The sequence below is a fragment of the Pseudomonas fluorescens NCIMB 11764 genome (genome assembly GCF_000293885.2).
GTDB lineage: Bacteria > Pseudomonadota > Gammaproteobacteria > Pseudomonadales > Pseudomonadaceae > Aquipseudomonas > Aquipseudomonas fluorescens_B.
The window spans coordinates 759,641-776,621 of record NZ_CP010945.1 but is presented as its reverse complement, the minus strand read 5'-3'; the positions used below and the strand labels follow the sequence as shown (position 1 = coordinate 776,621).

Sequence of the window (16,981 nt, the reverse complement as noted above, 5' to 3'; positions counted from 1 at the left end):
GGTATTTATAAATTTATATAAATGCCGGTAGGTTATATGTCATTCAGGCAATTATCTAAAACTGTGCCATGGCACTTAAATTGCCTTAAAACATATGTGCCTTATTGTTACAGCGGTGCGTTCTATTAAGTAATCATCACCCGCGGGGAGCTGAACGCTATTCGCCATGAGCGCCATTGAATCTGCTTTCATGAATCTGGCTTATCCTCCGCGGCTCGATCTGGGGCCGCAGCTTACACACGAACAATTGCTCAGTTCGATGCAGTCGACCATGGCGCGCCACAAGGGTGGGCCGGTCTGGCTGTTCGCTTATGGCTCGCTGATCTGGCGCCCTGAATGCGCGGCAGTTGAACGCGTTCGCGGTCGGGTGCATGGCTATCATCGCGGTTTGTATCTGTGGTCCCACGAACATCGCGGCACGCCGGAAGTGCCAGGGCTGGTGTTTGGCCTGGATCGCGGCGGCTCTTGCAGCGGCTTCGCTTATCGTTTGCCTGAAGAGCAACTCGAAGCTTCGCTGTATGCATTATGGCAACGCGAAATGCCATTCCCGTCCTATCGCCCACACTGGCTCAACTGCCGTCTCGAAGACGGAAGCCAGGTTCAGGCATTGGGATTCGTGTTAGAGCGACACCTGCCCAGCTACGCCGGCAACTTGCCGGATCACGTACTGAGCCACGTGTTCGAAAACGCTTGCGGGCGTTACGGCACCACTCGCGATTATGTCGAGCAGACCGCCAACGCCCTGCGTAGCCACGCCATGCCAGACCGGAATCTGGAGGCGCGGCTCAAGCGCTGCAAATCAAAAAGCGATCAGGCGATGGCTTCGCGGGTCTGACTGGCGATCTGCTTGTGCCACAACGTTGGCGCAAGGAACGCCATCGCCAGCAGGCACGCACCGATCAGCAAGACGAAACCGCCGTCCCAGCCGAAATGGTCCACGGTGTAGCCCATGGCTGCACTGGCCGCGACCGAGCCGCCCAGGTAACCGAACAGACCGGTGAAGCCCGCAGCCGTACCAGCGGCCTTCTTCGGTGCCAGTTCCAGCGCTTGCAAGCCGATCAGCATCACCGGACCGTAGATCAGGAAACCGATCGAGATCAGCGCAATCATGTCGACCGTCGGGTTGCCGGCCGGGTTGAGCCAATACACCAGTGTCGCCACGGTCACCAGCGCCATGAACACCATGCCGGTCAGGCCACGGTTGCCACGGAAGATCTTGTCCGACATCCAGCCGCACAACAGTGTCCCGGGAATACCTGCCCACTCGTAGAGGAAATACGCCCACGAGGTTTTGTCCACGCTGAAGCCCTTGGCTTCCTTGAGGTAGGTCGGTGCCCAGTCCAGCACGCCGTAGCGCAGCAGGTAGACAAAGACGTTGGCCATTGCGATGTACCAGAGCATTTTGTTGCGCAGCACGTATTTGACGAAGATTTCCTTGGCGCTGAATTCTTCTTCGTGACTGGCGTCGTAGCCTTCCGGGTAATCGTTCTTGTACTTCTCGATCGGTGGCAGGCCGACCGATTGCGGCGTGTCGCGCATGGTGGCGAAAGCAAACACCGCGACGGCCATGGCCACTGCAGCCGGCACGTAAAACGCCGCGTGCCAGTCATTGAACAGGCCCATACCCAGCAGGAACAGCGGACCAATCAGACCACCGCCCACGTTATGCGCCACGTTCCACAACGACACCACGCCACCGCGTTCCTTCTGCGACCACCAGTGCACCATGGTCCGTCCACTCGGCGGCCAACCCATGCCCTGCGCCCAGCCATTGATAAACAGCAGGATGAACATGATGGTCACGCTGGACGTGGCCCAGGGCGCGAAACCGAAAATGAACATCACACCGGCCGAAACCAGCAAGCCGAATGGCAGGAAGAAACGCGGGTTGGAACGGTCGGAGACAATGCCCATCAGGAACTTGGACAAGCCGTAGGCGATAGCAATGGCCGACAACGCCAGGCCCAGCTCACCGCGGGTGTAACCCTCCTCGATCAGATAGGGCATGGCCAGGGAGAAGTTTTTGCGCAGCAGGTAGTAACCCGCGTAGCCGATGAAGATGCCGGCGAAGATCTGCCAGCGATGACGTCGGTAGGCGCTGTCTATTTTTTCTTCAGGCAATGGAGCCTGATGTGCGGCAGGACGAAAGAAAGCAAACATTCAAGAGCTCCAGTTTTCTTGTTTTGACTGCGGATGCGAATGTTACAGTTTCGTTACCGAAAATAGCACTGGTTCGCATCGACGAAACAGCGGAAATGTTGGAGATCGCATGTTCTTTTACGAACATGTCGCTCAGGTATAAATGAAGGGCGCTGTGGGAATTGTTACCTGGCGATCCTTGATGACGTGCTTTTGTCCGGAGTAGGGCGGGGCTTTGGGAAACGTCCTGCGTCTAAAGGGGAAGCCATGGCGTTATGTAAAAAATCATCGAGCCTTAACCTTTCTGCGGTTGCCAGATCTGGCTTTTCAGTCGCGAAGGAGTGGGAGTTATGCGGTGGTTTTTGTGTGTGCTTTTGTTGGTTTTGTCCATCGAAGTCAGGGCTGGCGAGGTGTTCCTGATTCCGGAGAACAATCCCAAGCCGGTTTACCCGGTGGCGCTTTCTCGAAGCGGTATAACCGGCGCGCTGAATGTCAGCTTTACCGTTCATGCCGACGGATCGGTCAGCCTGGTAGAGGCTTCAAAGGACGCTCATCCCGACCTTGTCGAAGCCTCCCGAACGGCGGTGAGCCAATGGCGATACAAGCCCTGGGAGGTTTCCATCGAGCGACCCGCGCAAATCCAGGTGGTCGCGCCGATGGTGTTCAGGCTGGACGACAAGATGCCGATTCATGCCAACGAGGAGTTGAAAAAGTTGAGTTGTGGTGAGGTCGCCAAGGCAGCACTGCGGCTTGCAGACTACTCGTGGGTGGACATGCCGGTGTTCAGCTGGACGCGCAGTTACCTGACCCACTCTCTTGCCCCTACGCAATTGCCGGAGGCGAGACGTCTGGAGCTCATCGCTAAACTCAACAAGAGCGTGCCTTCGATTGTTCGGCGTTGTAATACGCATCAGGCGTCACGGTATGTGCGTTTTCTACCGGAGGAAATTCGCGAGTTGCTTTGATTGAAAACCTGGAGCGCTGTCTGTTATCCAGTCATGTATCGAAAAGGCCAGAGCAACCTCATCAGTTGTTCTGGCCTTTTTGCATCCTGCTACGATTCAGCGAACCTGCACCACCACTTTCCCGACCGCCTTGCGCTGGCCAAGATCATTGATCGCTTGCGCCGCATTGCTCAGCGGATACACCTGCGACACCAGCGGCTTCAGCTTGCCTTCGGCGAACCAGCCAAACAATTGCTGGAAGTTCGCCGCGTTGTCCTGCGGCTGACGTTGAGCAAACGAACCCCAGAATACGCCAACCACCGCAGCGCCCTTGAGCAGTGCGAGGTTCACAGGAAATTCCGGAATGCGCCCGCTGGCGAAGCCGACCACCAATAACCGGCCGTTCCAGGCGATGGCGCGGATGGCCTGGTCGAACAGGTCGCCACCGACCGGGTCGTAGATCACGTCGGCGCCCTGGCCGTCGGTCAGGCGTTTGATTTCGTCCTTGAGGCTGGTTTCGCTGTAGTTGATCAGTTCATCGGCGCCCGCAGCCTTGGCCACCGCTAGTTTTTCGGCGCTGCTGGCGGCGGCGATCACGCGGGCGCCCATGGCTTTGCCGATTTCCACGGCGGCCAGGCCGACACCGCCGGACGCACCGAGCACCAGCAGGGTTTCACCCGGTTGCAGGTTGCCGCGTTGCTTGAGTGCGTGCATCGAGGTGCCGTACGTCATGCTGAAAGCAGCGGCGGTGTTGAAGTCCATGGAGGTCGGGATCGGCAGCACGTTGTAGCCTGGTACCGCGACCTGCTCGGCGAAACTGCCCCAGCCGGTCAGCGCCATGACCCGGTCACCGACTTTCAGGTGGCTGACTTTCTCGCCCACTGCGCTGACCACGCCGGCCGCTTCGCCACCCGGGGAAAACGGGAAGGGCGGTTTGAACTGGTATTTGCCCTCGATGATCAGCGTGTCCGGGAAATTCACCCCGGCGGCGTGAACCTCCAGCAGGATTTCATTCTTCTTCGCGACAGGGCTGGCGACCTCTTCCAGCACCAGCGATTCGGCAGGGCCGAAGGCTTTGCACAGCACGGCTTTCATCAGGGCTATTCCTTTGGGAGTGATGGCCGATAAGTGTAGGTGTGTGAGTCGACGGGTCAACGAGCATGCCCCGCCCTGATAGTCAGCCATAAGCTTGTGCTTGCGTGGCGGGTCGTTATGCTAGGCCGCAAACCGGATAAGGAGCGAATTGTGAAAGCGTGGATCATGTTGTTGCTGGCCCTGTCTCTGCCTGTGGCAGCAGTGGCTGAAGAAGCCAAAGAAGGTGCAGCCCCAAAGGTTAACTACATCACCCTGAGCCCGCCGTTCGTGGGTAACTATGGGCTGGACGGCACCCCGAAGCTCAAGGTCTACAAGGCTGATGTGGCACTGCGGGTGACGGGCGATGAAGCGACCCAGCTGGTGAAAGCCAACGAGCCGCTGATTCGTAATCAACTGGTGGCGCTGTTTGCCCAGCAGACGACCGAGGCGATGAACAACGTCGAGGCCAAGGAAAAGCTGCGTCAGGAAGCGTTGAAGCAGACCCAGCAGATCATGAACGATGAAACCGGCAAGCCGGTGGTTGAGGATTTGTTGTTCAACAACCTCATCATTCAGTAAGTCCTTGCCATCCGGGTAAGCCTCTTCGCGAGCCATCTCGCGATAGGGGCGACACGGTCTCTCAGGACGCCAGGCTCTTGCGAAACCGCATCAGCGCAATCGCGAAAAACAGCAGGCCGATGGCCGTGAGCGCCAGCAAATCGGGCCAGACGACAGTGATGCCGGCGTCGCGAAACAATATCGCGGCGCTCAGGCTGACAAAATGCGTCGACGGCGAGCCCTGCATCACCCACTGCAGCCATTGCGGCATGCTGTCCAGCGGCGTGCTGCCACCGGACAGCAGCAACATCGGGATGATCACTGGAATCGCCAGCAGACCGAATTGGGGCGTTGAACGAGCCAGGGTCGCGAGAAAAATCCCCAGTGCCGTGCTGGCGAACAGGTAAACCGCAGTCACCAGCAGAAACAGGCTCAGGGAGCCGGCCAGCGGCACGCCCAGCGCGCCTTTGACAATGACCTCCAGCGACAGCCAGGTGCACAGCACCACCACCAGCATGTTGCTCCAGATTTTCGCCAGCATGATTTCAAGTGCCGTCAGCGGCAGCACCAGTAAATGGTCGAGGGTGCCGTGTTCGCGTTCACGCAGCAGTGCGGTGCCGGTCAAGATGATGGCAAGGATGGTGATGTTGTTGACGATCTGGATCACCGCCAGAAACCAGCCGCCTTCCAGATTGGTGTTGAACATCGCGCGAGTGGTCAGCAGCGCCGGTGCTTTACTCGCCACATCGCTCTGGCCGCTGTAATTCAACAATTCGCGCTGGAAAATTCGTCCTATGTAGCCCGCGCCCATGAACGCCTGACTCATGGCGGTGGCGTCGACGTTGACTTGCACGGCGGGTTGACGACCGGCCAGCAGATCCGTCTGAAAACTCGCCGGTACATTGATGACAAAGGTGTACTGGCCACTGTCCATGACCTGGTCCAGTTGCTCATATGGCAGCGGGACCGGGCGTTGGAATTCCGGAGGTTGCAGCGCCTGGGTCAGTTGTCGCGACAGCAGGCTGTGATCTTCGTCGACGATGGCCACGCTGGCGTTATGCACGCCGATCACCGAGCCCGCCGCCGGCATGTAGATCGCAACCGTAAAGGCGTAAAAGAGGAACAGGAGCAGGACGCTGTCATGCCGCAGGCTGGTGAGTTCCTTGAGACCCAGGCGCAGGATGTGCGCGAGCTTATGCATCAGACCTCCTGCTTTTTCAGCATGACCAGGCTGAGCCCGGTGAATGCGAGGAAGAACCCGAACAATGCGAGGCATTGCGGCCATAACTGTCGCAGGTCCAGCGCTTTGGTAAACGTGCCGACGGCGATGTCGAGGAAGTAACCGGCTGGAAACAGCATCCCCATTACTGCCGCCGCGCCTTCGAGGGATGAGCGCGGCACGATCAGTCCGGAAAACTGGATGGTCGGCAGGCTGGTGATGATCATGGTGCCGAGAATGGCGGCGATCTGGGTTCGGGTGAATGCCGAGATCAACAGGCCCATGCTGGTTGTCGCCAGCACATAAAGAAGCCCGCCGAAGGTCAGCGTCAGGAAGCTGCCCTTGAACGGCACCCCGAACAGCCATCGGTTCATCGCGACCAGTACCGCGAGGTTGATCAGGCTGACAGCCAGATACGGTGCCTGTTTGCCCAGCAGAAATTCGAGCCGGGTCAGCGGCGTGGCATAGAAGTTGGTGATTGACCCCAGTTCCTTCTCGCGCACGATGCCCAGCGCCGTCAGCATGGCGGGGATGAACGCCAGGATCAGCGCCATGACCCCGGGGCCGATGGCGTTGACGCTGACCACGTCCTGGTTGTAGCGGAAGCGGGTTTCCAGTCGGGCGGCGGCTGGCCGGTTCCGCGCGGGGCTGCTCTGTTCGGCCAGTTGTTCGATATTGGCCTGGTGCACCGCCTCGACGTAGTTACGGCTGGTCTCGGCGCGAAACGGCATGCCGCCATCGAGCCAGGCTGCCACAGCCGGTTGGCGCCCGGCGTACAGATCCCGGCCAAAACCGGGTGGAATCTCTAGCGCCAGTTTGATTTCCGAGCGCTGCAGGCGGCGATGCAGCTCTTTGGCATCGCGGATGGGGGGCTGCTCGTCGAAGTACCGAGAGCCGCGAAAGGCTTCCAGGTAGGCGCGGCTTTGTGGCGTCTGATCCTGGTCATAGACGGCGAAGGCGAGTTGCTCTACGTCCAGAGAAATGCCGTAGCCGAAAATCACCATCATGAAAATGGCGCCCAGCAGGGCGAAGGCCATCCGCACTTTGTCGCGCAGCAGTTCCTTGCCTTCACGACTCGCCACCGCCCACAGGCGTCCTGGGCTGAAACCGCGATCCTTGGTTGGCAGCGCCGGCATGGCGAGCGCATTCGCAGGCTCTGAAGGTTTTGAAGGCTCGGGGGTGTCCTGGGCCTGTTCCAGGCACGTGACGAATGCAGCTTCCAGCGTCTCGCCCTTGTACTGCTGTTGAAGCGCTGTTGGCGTATCGCAGGCAAGCACTTTGCCAGCGTGCATCAGCGAGATGCGATCGCAACGCTGGGCTTCGTTCATGAAATGAGTGGAGAGGAAAATCGTCACGCCTTGCTCGCGCGACAGCTCGATCAGCAGTCGCCAAAAGTCGTCCCGTGCCGCCGGATCGACGCCGGAAGTCGGTTCGTCGAGGATCATTACTTCCGGACGATGCAGCACCGCCACCGCCAGTGACAGCCGTTGGCGCAAGCCCAAAGGCAACGCCCCGGACTGTTGATCGCAAACACTGCCCAGATTGAAGCGCTGGATCAGTTCGTCAATGCGTTGTGCGCTGTCGGTTTTTGGCAGATCGAACAGCCGTGCGTGCAAATCCAGGTTCTGCCGCACGCTGAGTTCGCCATACAGCGAAAAACTCTGGGACATGAACCCGACCCGTTTGCGGGTGGCCAGGTCCTTGGCATTCACCGGGTTGCCCAGCAGCGTGGCACTGCCTTCACTGGCGGGCATCAGCCCGGTGAGGACTTTCATGGTGGTGGTCTTGCCGCAGCCATTGGAGCCGAGGAAGCCGAAAATTTCGCCGCGACCGATGGCAAAGCTGACGTTGTCTACAGCCGTGAAGTCGCCGAAACGCAGGGTCAGATCGTGGGCTTCGATCGCGATGTCGGAGGTGGTGCCGGTTCGAGGCGGAATTACCAGGGGCTGATTGTCGTGGGTACTGTCGCCCTGATAGTGGGTGAAGGCTTCGTCGAGTTTGCCGCTCGAGGTGACTGCCGCCAATTCCTTGCTCAAGCCCGTGGCAATCAGCTTACCGCCGTCGAGCATCAGGCAATGTTCAAACTGCTCGGCCTCTTCCATGTACGCGGTGGCGACCAGCAGTGTCAGTTGCGGCCGCTGACGCCGCACATCGTCTACCAACTCCCAGAAACGTCGACGGGACAAGGGGTCGACGCCGGTGGTCGGTTCGTCGAGGATCAGCAGGTCCGGCTCATGGATCAACGCACAACACAGGCCCAGCTTCTGCTTCATGCCGCCGGATAGTTTGCCGGCGGGGCGATCGGCAAAACGCAGAAGGTCGGTAGCCAGTAACAGATTGCGCATGCGCTGATCGCATTCGGCTTTTGACAGGCCAAACAGGGTAGCGAAAAAGTGGATGTTCTCGCTGATCGACAGCTCTGGATAAAGGTTGCCGCCCAAGCCTTGGGGCATGAAGGCGATGCGCGCATAGAGGGTGTTGCGATGGCGACGATCCTGGATCGAGCCGCCGAGCACCTCCAATTGTCCTTGCTGCAGCGTTTTCACCCCGGCGATCAGCCCCAGCAGGCTCGATTTGCCGGCGCCATCGGGGCCGATCAGGCCGCAACGGGTCCCGGCGGGCAGGCTGAACGCGATATCACTCAGCGCCTGTTGTTTGCCGTAGCGATGATTGATGCCGGTCGCATGAACCGCCAGTTCGGTCATTGCAGATTGGCCGGCCAGCCAACAGGGGCGGTGCGCACATAGCCGGCACCGGGCATGCCGGGTTTGGCCTGGGGCAGGGCGCTGGGATCAGTCAGGCGTAACTTGACGCGGAATACCAGTTTTTGCCGCTCGTCGCGAGTCTCGACTTCTTTAGGGGTGAATTGCGACTTGGCTGCCACAAAGCTGATTTTTGCCGGCAATGGGTGATCAGGCAGGGCATCGAGCAAAATCCGCGCTTCGTCGCCAACTGCCAAGCGCCCGGTTACGGAGGCCGGGAGGTAGAGGTTCATGTATTGATCGTTTGGGTCGATCAGCAGCAATACGCGCCCGCCGGCGCCCAACACTTCGCCGGGCTCGGCCATGCGCAGCTGGATCACCCCATCGATCGGGGCTCGCAAACTGCTGTCATCGATTTCGCTGGTCAACTGTGCGACTTGTGCCTGAGCGGCGCCAATCGCCGCACCCACCGCGGACTCTTGCGCGCGAGCGGCGGCGACGGCGGCATTGCCAGTGCCGATACGCGCCTGCTGTTGATCGATGATCTGACCGCTGACGAAACCATGCTTGAACAGCGTCTGGGAGCGATTGAGTTCCTGTTGAGCGAGCAGTTGTTCGCTCAGGCGCAATTGCACGTTGGCTTGTGCGGCGGCGAGGTTTTCCCGGGTGCGCAACACTTCTGCTTCTGCCTGGCGGCGTTGGGCTTCAAGGGTGCGAGTGTCCATCCGGGCCAGCAGTTGGCCCTTGGTGACTTTGTCGCCTTCGTCGACGAGCACCTCGGCCAGTCGCCCCGGTGTTTTGCTGGCGATCTGCACTTCGGTGGCTTCGAGGCGGCCGTTGCCGACATACAGGCCTTCGGGCAGACGGTCATGCATCGACTTCCAGTAGCCAAAACCGCCGGCGGCCAGGAGCAGAACCATTAAAGAACCGGCAAAAAAAATCGAAGAGCGGCTGTGCGTAGACATGCGAGCATCCTGCGTATGTTACGTCCTAGTCTGGCTGATCAAACGCCAAGGCGATTTGATGCCAGTCAACTGAGGGTCAAGCCTAACCCTATTGGGCGGGGAAAAGAGAATGACCGGGTGGTTCTGCCTTATTTAACGTAAATCGAGGACCGCCGCCCATTGCTCGGCGGTTACTGGCATCACTGACAGCCGCGAACCTTTCTGCACCAGGGGCATCTCGGCCAGCGCAGTTTGCTGTTTCAGGTAGTCGAGTTTCAGGACGTTCGTGAACGTTTCGACGTGGGCCACATCGATCGCACTCCAGGCGTTTTTCTCGGCGGTGGCCTTCGGGTCGTAGTAATGACTCTCGGGCTCCAGTGCGGTCGGGTCCGGATAGGCCGCTTCGACAATCTTGCCGATCCCGGCAATCCCGGGCTCAGGGCAGCTGGAATGGTAGAAAAAGAACTCGTCGCCGACAGCCATGGCCCTCAGAAAATTCCGCGCCTGGTAGTTGCGAACCCCGTCCCAGCGCGCTTTGCCAAGCTTCTCCAGACCTTTGATCGAGAGTTCGTCGGGCTCGGATTTCATCAGCCAATAGGCCATGGTTTTTGCTCCTTGCGAATCGGGTGGGCAAGTTGTCGGGCAATTTTATGACAAACCGACAGTCGGTTGACGCCAGCGTTTGCGTGTCGGTTCACGTTGTCGCAAAATGCCGGCCTTCTAAGCTTGACGCTGCTGCACGGCCTACACCTACAACGGAAACCGCTGCTGTCATCGTGTTGATGTGCCTTTGGGGGGCAATCGATGAAACGCAAACCGGATTTACTATGGATATTGGTTATTTTGTTCGGCCTTGGCGTCGTGACCACGGGCTATGCCCAAAGCCTGTGGAACAACAAGACCGATGCGCCGGTTGAAATCGCGCAGCAACAACAGCCGTCGGCCTTCAAACGCTGAACCTGCTTTTCGACGCCGCTGATTCCAGTGGCGTCTAGCCTGCGTAATACCAGGCCTTGTCCGTCACCGTTCCTTGCAGCGGCACATCCCAGCTCGCTTGAGCCAATCGTTCGACCTTCTGACATTCATGGGCCAGCCCTAACAGCGTCGGCTTGCGCCAGTTTTTCCGTCGCGCCAGGTACGCCAGGCTTCGATCGTAAAAACCGCCACCCATGCCGAGTCGCCCGCCGACATCGTCGAATCCCACCAACGGCAACAGCACCAGGTCGAGGGCCCAGACTTTGCGTTGCCGGGCGAGGTTGTGCCGGGGTTCGAGAATGCGAAAACGGTTGGGCTTGAGTTTTTCGCCGGGGCGAATTCGCTGGAACACCATTTTGGTTCGCGGCCAAGCGCTGAGCACCGGCAAATAAGTCGCCTTGCCTCGACGTTGCGCGGCGCGCAGCAACAGACGCGGGTCGATTTCACCGTCGGTGGGCAGGTACAGGGAGATATGTTTTGCGCGCCGAAACAACGGCTGCTGGGACAATTGCTTGTACAGCCCGCGAGCGGCCTGGCGCTGTTGACTGGGTGTCAGTGCGCGGCGGGCCTTGCGCAGCATGCGTCGAAGTTGCGGGCGGGGCAGCAGCGCAGGTTCGGTCATGGATTCTGGCTTCGGCAGTGCGGGTACACAAAGCGTACCCGTAAAAAAGCCGATGCCGGTATTGAACCGGCATCGGACTGGAATCAGGCTCCCCGGATGAACCGCTGCTGACTTAGCCCTTGAACCCGAAAGTTCAAGGTGGAAGATGCAGTAGGCTTTAAGGCTTTCCGTCTAGCGGACATGCACACCAGCCCAACGTGCAGCCTCCAGGGTAGTGCGAATCGGCTCAGGGACGTGGTCAACTGGCAAGCACCCCAGGGAGTGTTGCGAGTATAACCCAAGCGGTCCGGCGAATCAGCCCTTGGTGACGTCCGGATCGGTGGCAAGCACCAGATCGACGCGATCCAGCAGGTCGCGAACCTGCTCACGGGTCGAGCCGCTGACCTGTACATCCGGACTTTCTTGCTTATGCAGAAGGTCGTGCGTGATGTTCAGCGCCGCCATCACGGCGATGCGATCGGCGCCGATGACTTTGCCGCTGCTGCGGATTTCACGCATCTTGCCGTCCAGGTAACGGGCAGCGCTCACCAGATTGCTGCGCTCTTCCTGGGGGCAGATGATCGAGTATTCTTTGTCGAGGATCTGCACGGTAACGCTATTGCTTGAACTCATGAGTCTTGCTCCAGGGCCTTGAGGCGCGAAATCATCGATTCGACCTTACGCCGCGCGATTTCGTTTTTTTCAATGAGGTGCGCGCGTTCCTCGCGCCAGGTCTTTTCCTGAGCTAGTAGGAGTCCGTTTTGACTCTTAAGTTGCTCGACTCGGCTAATTAGCAGTTCGAGTCTGGCCATCAGCGCTTGCAGGTCGGTGTCTTCCATTTTGTCCACTGAGATTCATCTGATGGGTGGTAGCTGGCGGACAGCCTTTAATAGTCTTGGCGAGTCTGTCGATGTAGGATACAAGGCCTTCATTCTAGACATAGCGCCGTCTGGCGCCTAGCTGCCCATGCCCATTCAGAATTCCCCGTACAAAGCCTTCGCCACCCTGCTGACTTCCAGCGGTCATAACGTCTCGCCTGCCGAACTGCATGGCCTGCTGCTCGGCCGCAGCTGCGCCGGTGCCGGTTTCGATGCCGAAGGCTGGCTGGTCGATGCCGCCGAGCTGCTAGAAGGCGAGCCGCAAGACAACGTTCGCAATGCCTTGATCGGCCTGCAAGAGATGGTCAAGGGCGAGCTCACCGGCGACGACGTGACCGTCGTTCTGCTGCTGCCGACCGATGACGAGCCGCTGGCTGATCGTGCCGCGGCACTGGGCCAATGGTGCCAGGGCTTCCTCAGCGGTTTCGGCCTGAACTGCCGTGACAGCAGCATGCTGAGCACCGAGGCCACCGAAGTGTTGCAGGATCTGGCGGCCATCGCCCAGGTGCAAGACGCGCTGGAAGAGTCCGACGACGGCGAAAGCGACTACATGGAAGTCATGGAGTACCTGCGCGTCGCACCGCTGCTGCTGTTCTCCGAAACCAAAAAGCCGGACGCGCCGGCTGCCGCCAAACCGTCGTTGCATTAATCGCGAGCCAGGAAAAGCCATCTGCCCATGATTCATATCCCGAAATCGGAATACAGCCGTCGCCGCAAGGCCTTGATGGCGCAGATGGAACCCAACAGCATCGCCATTTTGCCCGCCGCCGCGGTTGCCATCCGCAATCGCGATGTCGAGCACGTTTACCGCCAGGACAGTGACTTCCAGTACCTCAGCGGTTTCCCCGAGCCGCAAGCCGTTATCGTGCTGATGCCGGGTCGTGAGCATGGCGAATACCTGCTGTTCTGCCGTGAACGCAACGTCGAGCGAGAACTCTGGGACGGCCTGCGCGCCGGTCAGGAAGGCGCGATCCGTGACTTCGGTGCTGATGATGCTTTCCCCATTACCGACATCGACGACATCCTCCCGGGCCTGATCGAAGGCCGCGACCGGGTGTATTCGGCCATGGGCAGCAATCCGGAATTCGATCGGCACCTGATGGACTGGATCAACGTGATCCGCTCCAAGGCGCACCTCGGCGCCCAGCCGCCGAACGAATTCGTTGCCCTGGATCATCTGCTGCACGACATGCGTCTGTATAAATCGGCGGCAGAAGTGAAGGTGATGCGCGAAGCCGCGCGGATTTCCGCTCAGGCGCATATCCGTGCGATGCAGGCCTGCCGGGCCGGGTTGCATGAGTTCAGTCTGGAAGCCGAGCTCGATTACGAGTTCCGCAAGGGCGGGGCGAAGATGCCGGCCTATGGTTCGATCGTCGCGGCCGGGCGCAACAGCTGCATCCTGCATTACCAGCAGAACGACGCGGTGCTCAAGGACGGCGATCTGGTGCTGATCGACGCCGGTTGCGAGATCGACTGCTACGCCAGCGACATTACGCGCACCTGGCCGGTCAACGGCAAGTATTCCGCGGAACAGAAGGCGATCTACGAGTTGGTGCTGGCTTCCCAGGAAGCGGCATTTGCCGAAATCGCCCCGAACAAACACTGGAACCAGGCGCACGAAGCCACGGTTAAAGTCATCACTGCCGGGCTGGTGAAACTGGGTTTGTTGCAGGGCGACGTCGACGAGTTGATCGCCAGCGAAGCCTATAAAGCGTTTTACATGCATCGCGCCGGCCACTGGCTGGGCATGGATGTGCATGACGTCGGCGAGTACAAGGTCGGCGGCGAATGGCGCGTGCTGGAAGTCGGCATGGCGCTGACCGTGGAGCCGGGGATCTACATTGCCCCGGACAACCAGAACGTAGCGAAGAAATGGCGCGGCATTGGCGTGCGCATCGAGGACGACGTCGTGGTCACCAAAACCGGCTGTGAAATCCTGACCAGCGGCGTACCGAAAACGGTCGCCGAGATCGAGGCCTTGATGGCTGAAGCGCGGACAAAAGCGGCATGAGTCGAATCAATCTTGCAATCATTGGTGGCGGCCTGGTCGGCGCGAGCCTGGCATTGGCGCTGCAGGCCGGGGCCAAGGCTCGCGGCTGGAAGATCGTGCTGATCGAGCCGTTTGCCCCCGGCCACACCTACCAACCGAGCTATGATGCCCGGTCCTCGGCGTTGTCCTACGGCGCCAAGCAGATTTATCAACGGTTGGGCGCGTGGCAGGAAATCTCCCGCCGCGCGGAGCCGATCAAGCAGATCCACGTCTCCGACCGTGGTTGTTTCTCCACCGCGCGATTGTCGGCGATGGAAGAGGGCGTGCCAGCGCTGGGCTATGTGGTGGAAAACGCCTGGCTCGGCCAATGCCTCTGGCAAGGTCTGGACAAGGACGTGGTCACCTGGCGCTGCCCGGCGGAAGTCACGCGCATGGAGCCGCTGACCGATGGCTATCGCCTGACCCTCAATGATGAAACCACCCTGGAATGCGACCTCGCGGTGCTGGCGGATGGCGGCCGTTCCGGCCTGCGCGAGCAACTGGGGATTGGTATCAAACAACGCCCGTACAACCAGAGTGCGCTGATCGCCAACATCACCCCGAGCGAAGCGCACAACGGCATGGCCTTCGAACGTTTCACCGACGATGGCCCGATGGCGTTGTTGCCGCTGCCGGAAAACCGCTGTGCCCTGGTCTGGACCCGTCTGGGCATGGACGCGCAACGGCTGGCCGCCCTGGATGAACGCAGTTTCCTCAGCGAATTGCAGGGCGTGTTCGGTTATCGCCTCGGCACCTTGAAACAGGTCGGCGCGCGGCATCTTTACCCGCTGACACTGATTGAAGCCGAAGAGCAGGTGCGTCCGCATCTGGCGATTCTCGGCAACGCCGCTCACAGCCTGCACCCGATTGCCGGCCAGGGTTTCAACCTGTCCCTGCGAGATGCGCAGGCGTTGGCGGATGCGCTGCTCGCGAGCGAGAAAGCCCCCGGCGACTTTGCGACCTTGCAGGCTTACCGCGAGCGTCAGCGTCTGGATCAAAACCTGACCGTGGGATTTTCCGATCAGGTCACGCGGTTGTTCGGCAGTACTCAACCGCTGGTCTCGCTGGGCCGAAACATCGGCCTGCTCGGTCTCGATCTGCTGCCACCGGCCAAGCGTTGGTTCGCCCGGCAGGCCATGGGCCTGGGTACGCGTCCCGATGCTTGAGTGGTTGACGAGCCGGTTCGGCAAAGCACGATTGTTGCGCTGGTTCATGACGTTCTACCCGCCGTACCTTGGCGCCGGGGTCCGCGTGCGGCACATCAGCGATGACTTCCGGGACATCAAGGTGTCCATGGGGTTGGGCTGGTACAACCGCAATAACGTCGGCACTCAGTTCGGTGGCAGCCTGTATTCGATGGTCGATCCGTTCTATATGTTGATGTTGATGGAAAACCTCGGCCGTCGGTTCATCGTCTGGGACAAAGCGGCGGACATCGATTTCATCTCGCCGGGCAAAGGTCCGGTGTTCGCCAGTTTCAGGATCGACGAAACCTTGCTCGACGAGATCCGCCAACAAACGGCGAACGGCGAAAAATACCTGCCGCAATTGCAGGTCGATATCCACGACGGCGCCGGCACCCTGGTGGCCCGTGTCCGGAAAACCCTTTACGTGCGGCTCAAGCCGCAAGCGAGACAGGCTTAAAGCATGGAAATGCGCGCAGATCTGCTGATTGTCGGGGCCGGAATGGTCGGCAGCGCCCTGGCGCTGGCGTTGCAGGACAGCGGGCTGGAAGTCCTGCTGCTGGACGGCAGCCCGATGAGCGTCAAACCCTTCGACGGGCAGGCGCCGTTCGAACCGCGAGTGAGCGCCTTGTCGGCCGCCAGCCAGCGGATTCTCGAACGGCTGGGGGTCTGGGATGGCATCGCCAGCCGGCGCAGCAGTCCTTACACCGACATGCACGTCTGGGACGGCAGCGGCACCGGGCAAATCCACTTCTCGGCCTCCAGCGTTCACGCCGAGGTGCTCGGGCATATCGTCGAGAACCGCGTGGTTCAGGACGCCTTGCTCGACCGCTTGCACGACTGCGACCTGGGGATGCTGGCCAATGCGCGTCTGGAACAAATGCGCCGCTCCGGTGACGACTGGCTGCTGACCCTGGCCGATGGCCGCACCTTGCGTGCGCCGTTGGTGATCGCGGCGGACGGTGCCAACTCGGCGGTGCGGCGCCTGACCGGCGTGGCCACGCGCGAGTGGGATTATCTGCACCACGCAATCGTCACCAGCGTGCGCAGCTCACAACCCCACCAGATGACGGCCTGGCAACGGTTCACCGATCATGGTCCATTGGCGTTTCTGCCTCTGGAGCGGGACGGTCGGCAGGATTGGTGTTCGATCGTCTGGTCGACCACGCCGAGTGAGGCCGAACGCTTGATGGCGCTGGATGATGAAGGTTTCTGTCGCGAGTTGGAGCAAGCCTTTGAGGGCCGTTTGGGTTCGGTTCTAAGCGCCGATCCACGGCTGTGCGTGCCGCTGCGCCAGCGCCATGCAAAGCGCTACGTGGCTGAAGGCCTGGCGCTGATCGGCGATGCGGCGCACACCATTCACCCGTTGGCCGGGCAGGGCGTGAACCTCGGTTTCCTCGATGCCGCCGTGCTCGCCGAAGTGCTGCTGCAAGCGGCAGAGCGTGGCGAACGGTTGGCCGACGTGAAAGTGCTGAGCCGCTACGAGCGTCGGCGCATGCCGCACAATCTGGCGTTGATGGCGGCGATGGAAGGCTTCGAGCGGTTGTTCCAGGCAGATCCGTTGCCGGTGCGCTGGCTGCGTAATGCCGGGTTGAAGATGATTGACCAGATGCCGGAGGCCAAGGCGTTGTTTGTGCGTGAGGCGCTGGGGTTGATCGGGGATTTGCCGGCACTTGCCAAGGCTTGAGATTTTCACTGCGGCTGATGGCCTCATCGCGGGCTTGCCCGCGAAGG

At 60.1% G+C, this 16,981-nt stretch carries 18 protein-coding genes and 1 other RNA gene; 9 read left to right on the top strand and 10 right to left on the bottom strand.

Annotation, left to right across the window (positions count from 1 at the left end; all coding sequences use genetic code 11):
- Positions 1 to 166 precede the first annotated feature (166 nt).
- The gene (locus tag B723_RS03610; RefSeq protein ID WP_017341399.1) at positions 167 to 835 is read left to right on the top strand and encodes a gamma-glutamylcyclotransferase; all 669 of its coding nucleotides are present in this window, start codon (positions 167 to 169) and stop codon (positions 833 to 835) included.
- Here the strand turns inward: B723_RS03610 and glpT are convergent.
- Positions 811 to 2,160 carry a glycerol-3-phosphate transporter gene (gene glpT, locus B723_RS03605; RefSeq protein ID WP_017341398.1) on the bottom strand — a complete coding sequence of 450 codons (1,350 nt, stop codon included), beginning with the start codon at positions 2,158 to 2,160 and terminating at the stop codon, positions 811 to 813. The two genes, B723_RS03610 and glpT, sit on opposite strands and share 25 nt — an antisense overlap.
- Positions 2,161 to 2,489: 329 nt before the next feature.
- On the opposite strand from glpT, the gene B723_RS03600 reads away from it, so the two are divergent.
- A complete protein-coding gene (locus B723_RS03600) occupies positions 2,490 to 3,104 on the top strand; it encodes an energy transducer TonB (protein WP_031319173.1) in 615 nt (204 codons plus the stop codon).
- A 96-nt stretch (positions 3,105 to 3,200) separates the two neighbouring features.
- Here B723_RS03600 and B723_RS03595 read toward each other — a convergent pair whose 3' ends face one another.
- Positions 3,201 to 4,178 carry an NADPH:quinone oxidoreductase family protein gene (locus B723_RS03595; protein WP_017341396.1) on the bottom strand — a complete coding sequence of 326 codons (978 nt, stop codon included), beginning with the start codon at positions 4,176 to 4,178 and terminating at the stop codon, positions 3,201 to 3,203.
- 150 nt (positions 4,179 to 4,328) lie between these two features.
- Between B723_RS03595 and B723_RS03590 the strand changes: the two genes are divergently transcribed.
- On the top strand, positions 4,329 to 4,736 hold the full coding sequence (locus B723_RS03590; RefSeq protein WP_031319172.1) for a flagellar basal body-associated protein FliL: 408 nt from the start codon (positions 4,329 to 4,331) through the stop codon (positions 4,734 to 4,736).
- Positions 4,737 to 4,797: 61 nt separating this feature from the next.
- On the opposite strand, the gene B723_RS03585 is transcribed toward B723_RS03590, so the two are convergent.
- The 4 genes from B723_RS03585 to B723_RS03570 form a co-directional block, all read right to left on the bottom strand.
- Entirely contained in the window at positions 4,798 to 5,916 is a 1,119-nt protein-coding gene (locus B723_RS03585) for an ABC transporter permease (protein WP_017341394.1), read from the bottom strand.
- Positions 5,916 to 8,639 carry a ribosome-associated ATPase/putative transporter RbbA gene (gene rbbA / locus B723_RS03580; protein ID WP_017341393.1) on the bottom strand — a complete coding sequence of 908 codons (2,724 nt, stop codon included), beginning with the start codon at positions 8,637 to 8,639 and terminating at the stop codon, positions 5,916 to 5,918. The genes B723_RS03585 and rbbA overlap by 1 nt, the downstream gene beginning before the upstream one ends.
- Positions 8,636 to 9,601: an HlyD family secretion protein gene (locus tag B723_RS03575; protein WP_017341392.1), complete on the bottom strand. Its 966-nt coding sequence runs from the start codon at positions 9,599 to 9,601 to the stop codon at positions 8,636 to 8,638. The genes rbbA and B723_RS03575 overlap by 4 nt, the downstream gene beginning before the upstream one ends.
- Positions 9,602 to 9,733: 132 nt before the next feature.
- Complete coding sequence (locus B723_RS03570) at positions 9,734 to 10,183, bottom strand: EVE domain-containing protein (protein ID WP_017341391.1); 450 nt, start codon at positions 10,181 to 10,183, stop codon at positions 9,734 to 9,736.
- A 201-nt stretch (positions 10,184 to 10,384) separates the two neighbouring features.
- On the opposite strand from B723_RS03570, the gene B723_RS33420 reads away from it, so the two are divergent.
- Positions 10,385 to 10,537, top strand: coding sequence for a hypothetical protein (locus B723_RS33420; RefSeq protein ID WP_017341390.1), 153 nt, complete (start codon positions 10,385 to 10,387; stop codon positions 10,535 to 10,537).
- A 34-nt stretch (positions 10,538 to 10,571) separates the two neighbouring features.
- Here B723_RS33420 and B723_RS03565 read toward each other — a convergent pair whose 3' ends face one another.
- The 4 genes from B723_RS03565 to B723_RS03555 all read right to left on the bottom strand — a co-directional run bounded on the left by B723_RS03565 (position 10,572) and on the right by B723_RS03555 (position 11,995).
- Positions 10,572 to 11,177: a 5-formyltetrahydrofolate cyclo-ligase gene (locus B723_RS03565; protein ID WP_017341389.1), complete on the bottom strand. Its 606-nt coding sequence runs from the start codon at positions 11,175 to 11,177 to the stop codon at positions 10,572 to 10,574.
- 85 nt (positions 11,178 to 11,262) lie between these two features.
- A non-coding RNA gene (gene ssrS, locus B723_RS31865) (6S RNA) lies at positions 11,263 to 11,441 on the bottom strand.
- 30 nt (positions 11,442 to 11,471) lie between these two features.
- Positions 11,472 to 11,789 (bottom strand): cell division protein ZapA, encoded by a 318-nt coding sequence (locus B723_RS03560; protein ID WP_017341388.1) that lies wholly within the window; start codon positions 11,787 to 11,789, stop codon positions 11,472 to 11,474.
- The gene (locus tag B723_RS03555) at positions 11,786 to 11,995 is read right to left on the bottom strand and encodes a TIGR02449 family protein (protein WP_007942437.1); all 210 of its coding nucleotides are present in this window, start codon (positions 11,993 to 11,995) and stop codon (positions 11,786 to 11,788) included. Before B723_RS03555 ends, B723_RS03560 begins: the two co-directional genes overlap by 4 nt.
- A 127-nt stretch (positions 11,996 to 12,122) precedes the next feature.
- Here B723_RS03555 and B723_RS03550 point away from each other — a divergent pair, with 127 nt between their 5' ends.
- The 5 genes from B723_RS03550 to B723_RS03530 are packed head-to-tail and all read left to right on the top strand — an operon-like array spanning position 12,123 to position 16,934.
- The gene (locus B723_RS03550; protein ID WP_017341386.1) at positions 12,123 to 12,683 is read left to right on the top strand and encodes a YecA family protein; all 561 of its coding nucleotides are present in this window, start codon (positions 12,123 to 12,125) and stop codon (positions 12,681 to 12,683) included.
- A 27-nt stretch (positions 12,684 to 12,710) separates the two neighbouring features.
- Positions 12,711 to 14,045, top strand: coding sequence for a Xaa-Pro aminopeptidase (gene pepP, locus B723_RS03545; RefSeq protein ID WP_017341385.1), 1,335 nt, complete (start codon positions 12,711 to 12,713; stop codon positions 14,043 to 14,045).
- The gene (gene ubiH, locus B723_RS03540) at positions 14,042 to 15,229 is read left to right on the top strand and encodes a 2-octaprenyl-6-methoxyphenyl hydroxylase (RefSeq protein WP_017341384.1); all 1,188 of its coding nucleotides are present in this window, start codon (positions 14,042 to 14,044) and stop codon (positions 15,227 to 15,229) included. The genes pepP and ubiH overlap by 4 nt, the downstream gene beginning before the upstream one ends.
- Positions 15,222 to 15,707, top strand: a complete 486-nt coding sequence (locus tag B723_RS03535) for a DUF4442 domain-containing protein (RefSeq protein ID WP_017341383.1) — start codon at positions 15,222 to 15,224, stop codon at positions 15,705 to 15,707. The genes ubiH and B723_RS03535 overlap by 8 nt, the downstream gene beginning before the upstream one ends.
- 9 nt (positions 15,708 to 15,716) lie before the next feature.
- Entirely contained in the window at positions 15,717 to 16,934 is a 1,218-nt protein-coding gene (locus B723_RS03530; protein ID WP_193393011.1) for a 2-octaprenyl-3-methyl-6-methoxy-1,4-benzoquinol hydroxylase, read from the top strand.
- The last annotated feature ends 47 nt before the right edge of the window (positions 16,935 to 16,981 follow it).

What these genes read in the sequence shown, in the direction of transcription:
- B723_RS03610 (WP_017341399.1), top strand. Translation starts at nt 167, where the DNA reads ATGAGCGCCATTGAATCTGCTTTCATGAATCTGGCTTATCCTCCGCGG.
- glpT (WP_017341398.1), bottom strand. Translation starts at nt 2,160, where the DNA reads ATGTTTGCTTTCTTTCGTCCTGCCGCACATCAGGCTCCATTGCCTGAA.
- B723_RS03600 (WP_031319173.1), top strand. Translation starts at nt 2,490, where the DNA reads ATGCGGTGGTTTTTGTGTGTGCTTTTGTTGGTTTTGTCCATCGAAGTC.
- B723_RS03595 (WP_017341396.1), bottom strand. Translation starts at nt 4,178, where the DNA reads ATGAAAGCCGTGCTGTGCAAAGCCTTCGGCCCTGCCGAATCGCTGGTG.
- B723_RS03585 (WP_017341394.1), bottom strand. Translation starts at nt 5,916, where the DNA reads ATGCATAAGCTCGCGCACATCCTGCGCCTGGGTCTCAAGGAACTCACC.
- rbbA (WP_017341393.1), bottom strand. Translation starts at nt 8,639, where the DNA reads ATGACCGAACTGGCGGTTCATGCGACCGGCATCAATCATCGCTACGGC.
- B723_RS03575 (WP_017341392.1), bottom strand. Translation starts at nt 9,601, where the DNA reads ATGTCTACGCACAGCCGCTCTTCGATTTTTTTTGCCGGTTCTTTAATG.
- B723_RS03570 (WP_017341391.1), bottom strand. Translation starts at nt 10,183, where the DNA reads ATGGCCTATTGGCTGATGAAATCCGAGCCCGACGAACTCTCGATCAAA.
- B723_RS33420 (WP_017341390.1), top strand. Translation starts at nt 10,385, where the DNA reads ATGAAACGCAAACCGGATTTACTATGGATATTGGTTATTTTGTTCGGC.
- B723_RS03565 (WP_017341389.1), bottom strand. Translation starts at nt 11,177, where the DNA reads ATGACCGAACCTGCGCTGCTGCCCCGCCCGCAACTTCGACGCATGCTG.
- B723_RS03560 (WP_017341388.1), bottom strand. Translation starts at nt 11,789, where the DNA reads ATGAGTTCAAGCAATAGCGTTACCGTGCAGATCCTCGACAAAGAATAC.
- B723_RS03555 (WP_007942437.1), bottom strand. Translation starts at nt 11,995, where the DNA reads ATGGAAGACACCGACCTGCAAGCGCTGATGGCCAGACTCGAACTGCTA.
- B723_RS03550 (WP_017341386.1), top strand. Translation starts at nt 12,123, where the DNA reads ATGCCCATTCAGAATTCCCCGTACAAAGCCTTCGCCACCCTGCTGACT.
- pepP (WP_017341385.1), top strand. Translation starts at nt 12,711, where the DNA reads ATGATTCATATCCCGAAATCGGAATACAGCCGTCGCCGCAAGGCCTTG.
- ubiH (WP_017341384.1), top strand. Translation starts at nt 14,042, where the DNA reads ATGAGTCGAATCAATCTTGCAATCATTGGTGGCGGCCTGGTCGGCGCG.
- B723_RS03535 (WP_017341383.1), top strand. Translation starts at nt 15,222, where the DNA reads ATGCTTGAGTGGTTGACGAGCCGGTTCGGCAAAGCACGATTGTTGCGC.
- B723_RS03530 (WP_193393011.1), top strand. Translation starts at nt 15,717, where the DNA reads ATGCGCGCAGATCTGCTGATTGTCGGGGCCGGAATGGTCGGCAGCGCC.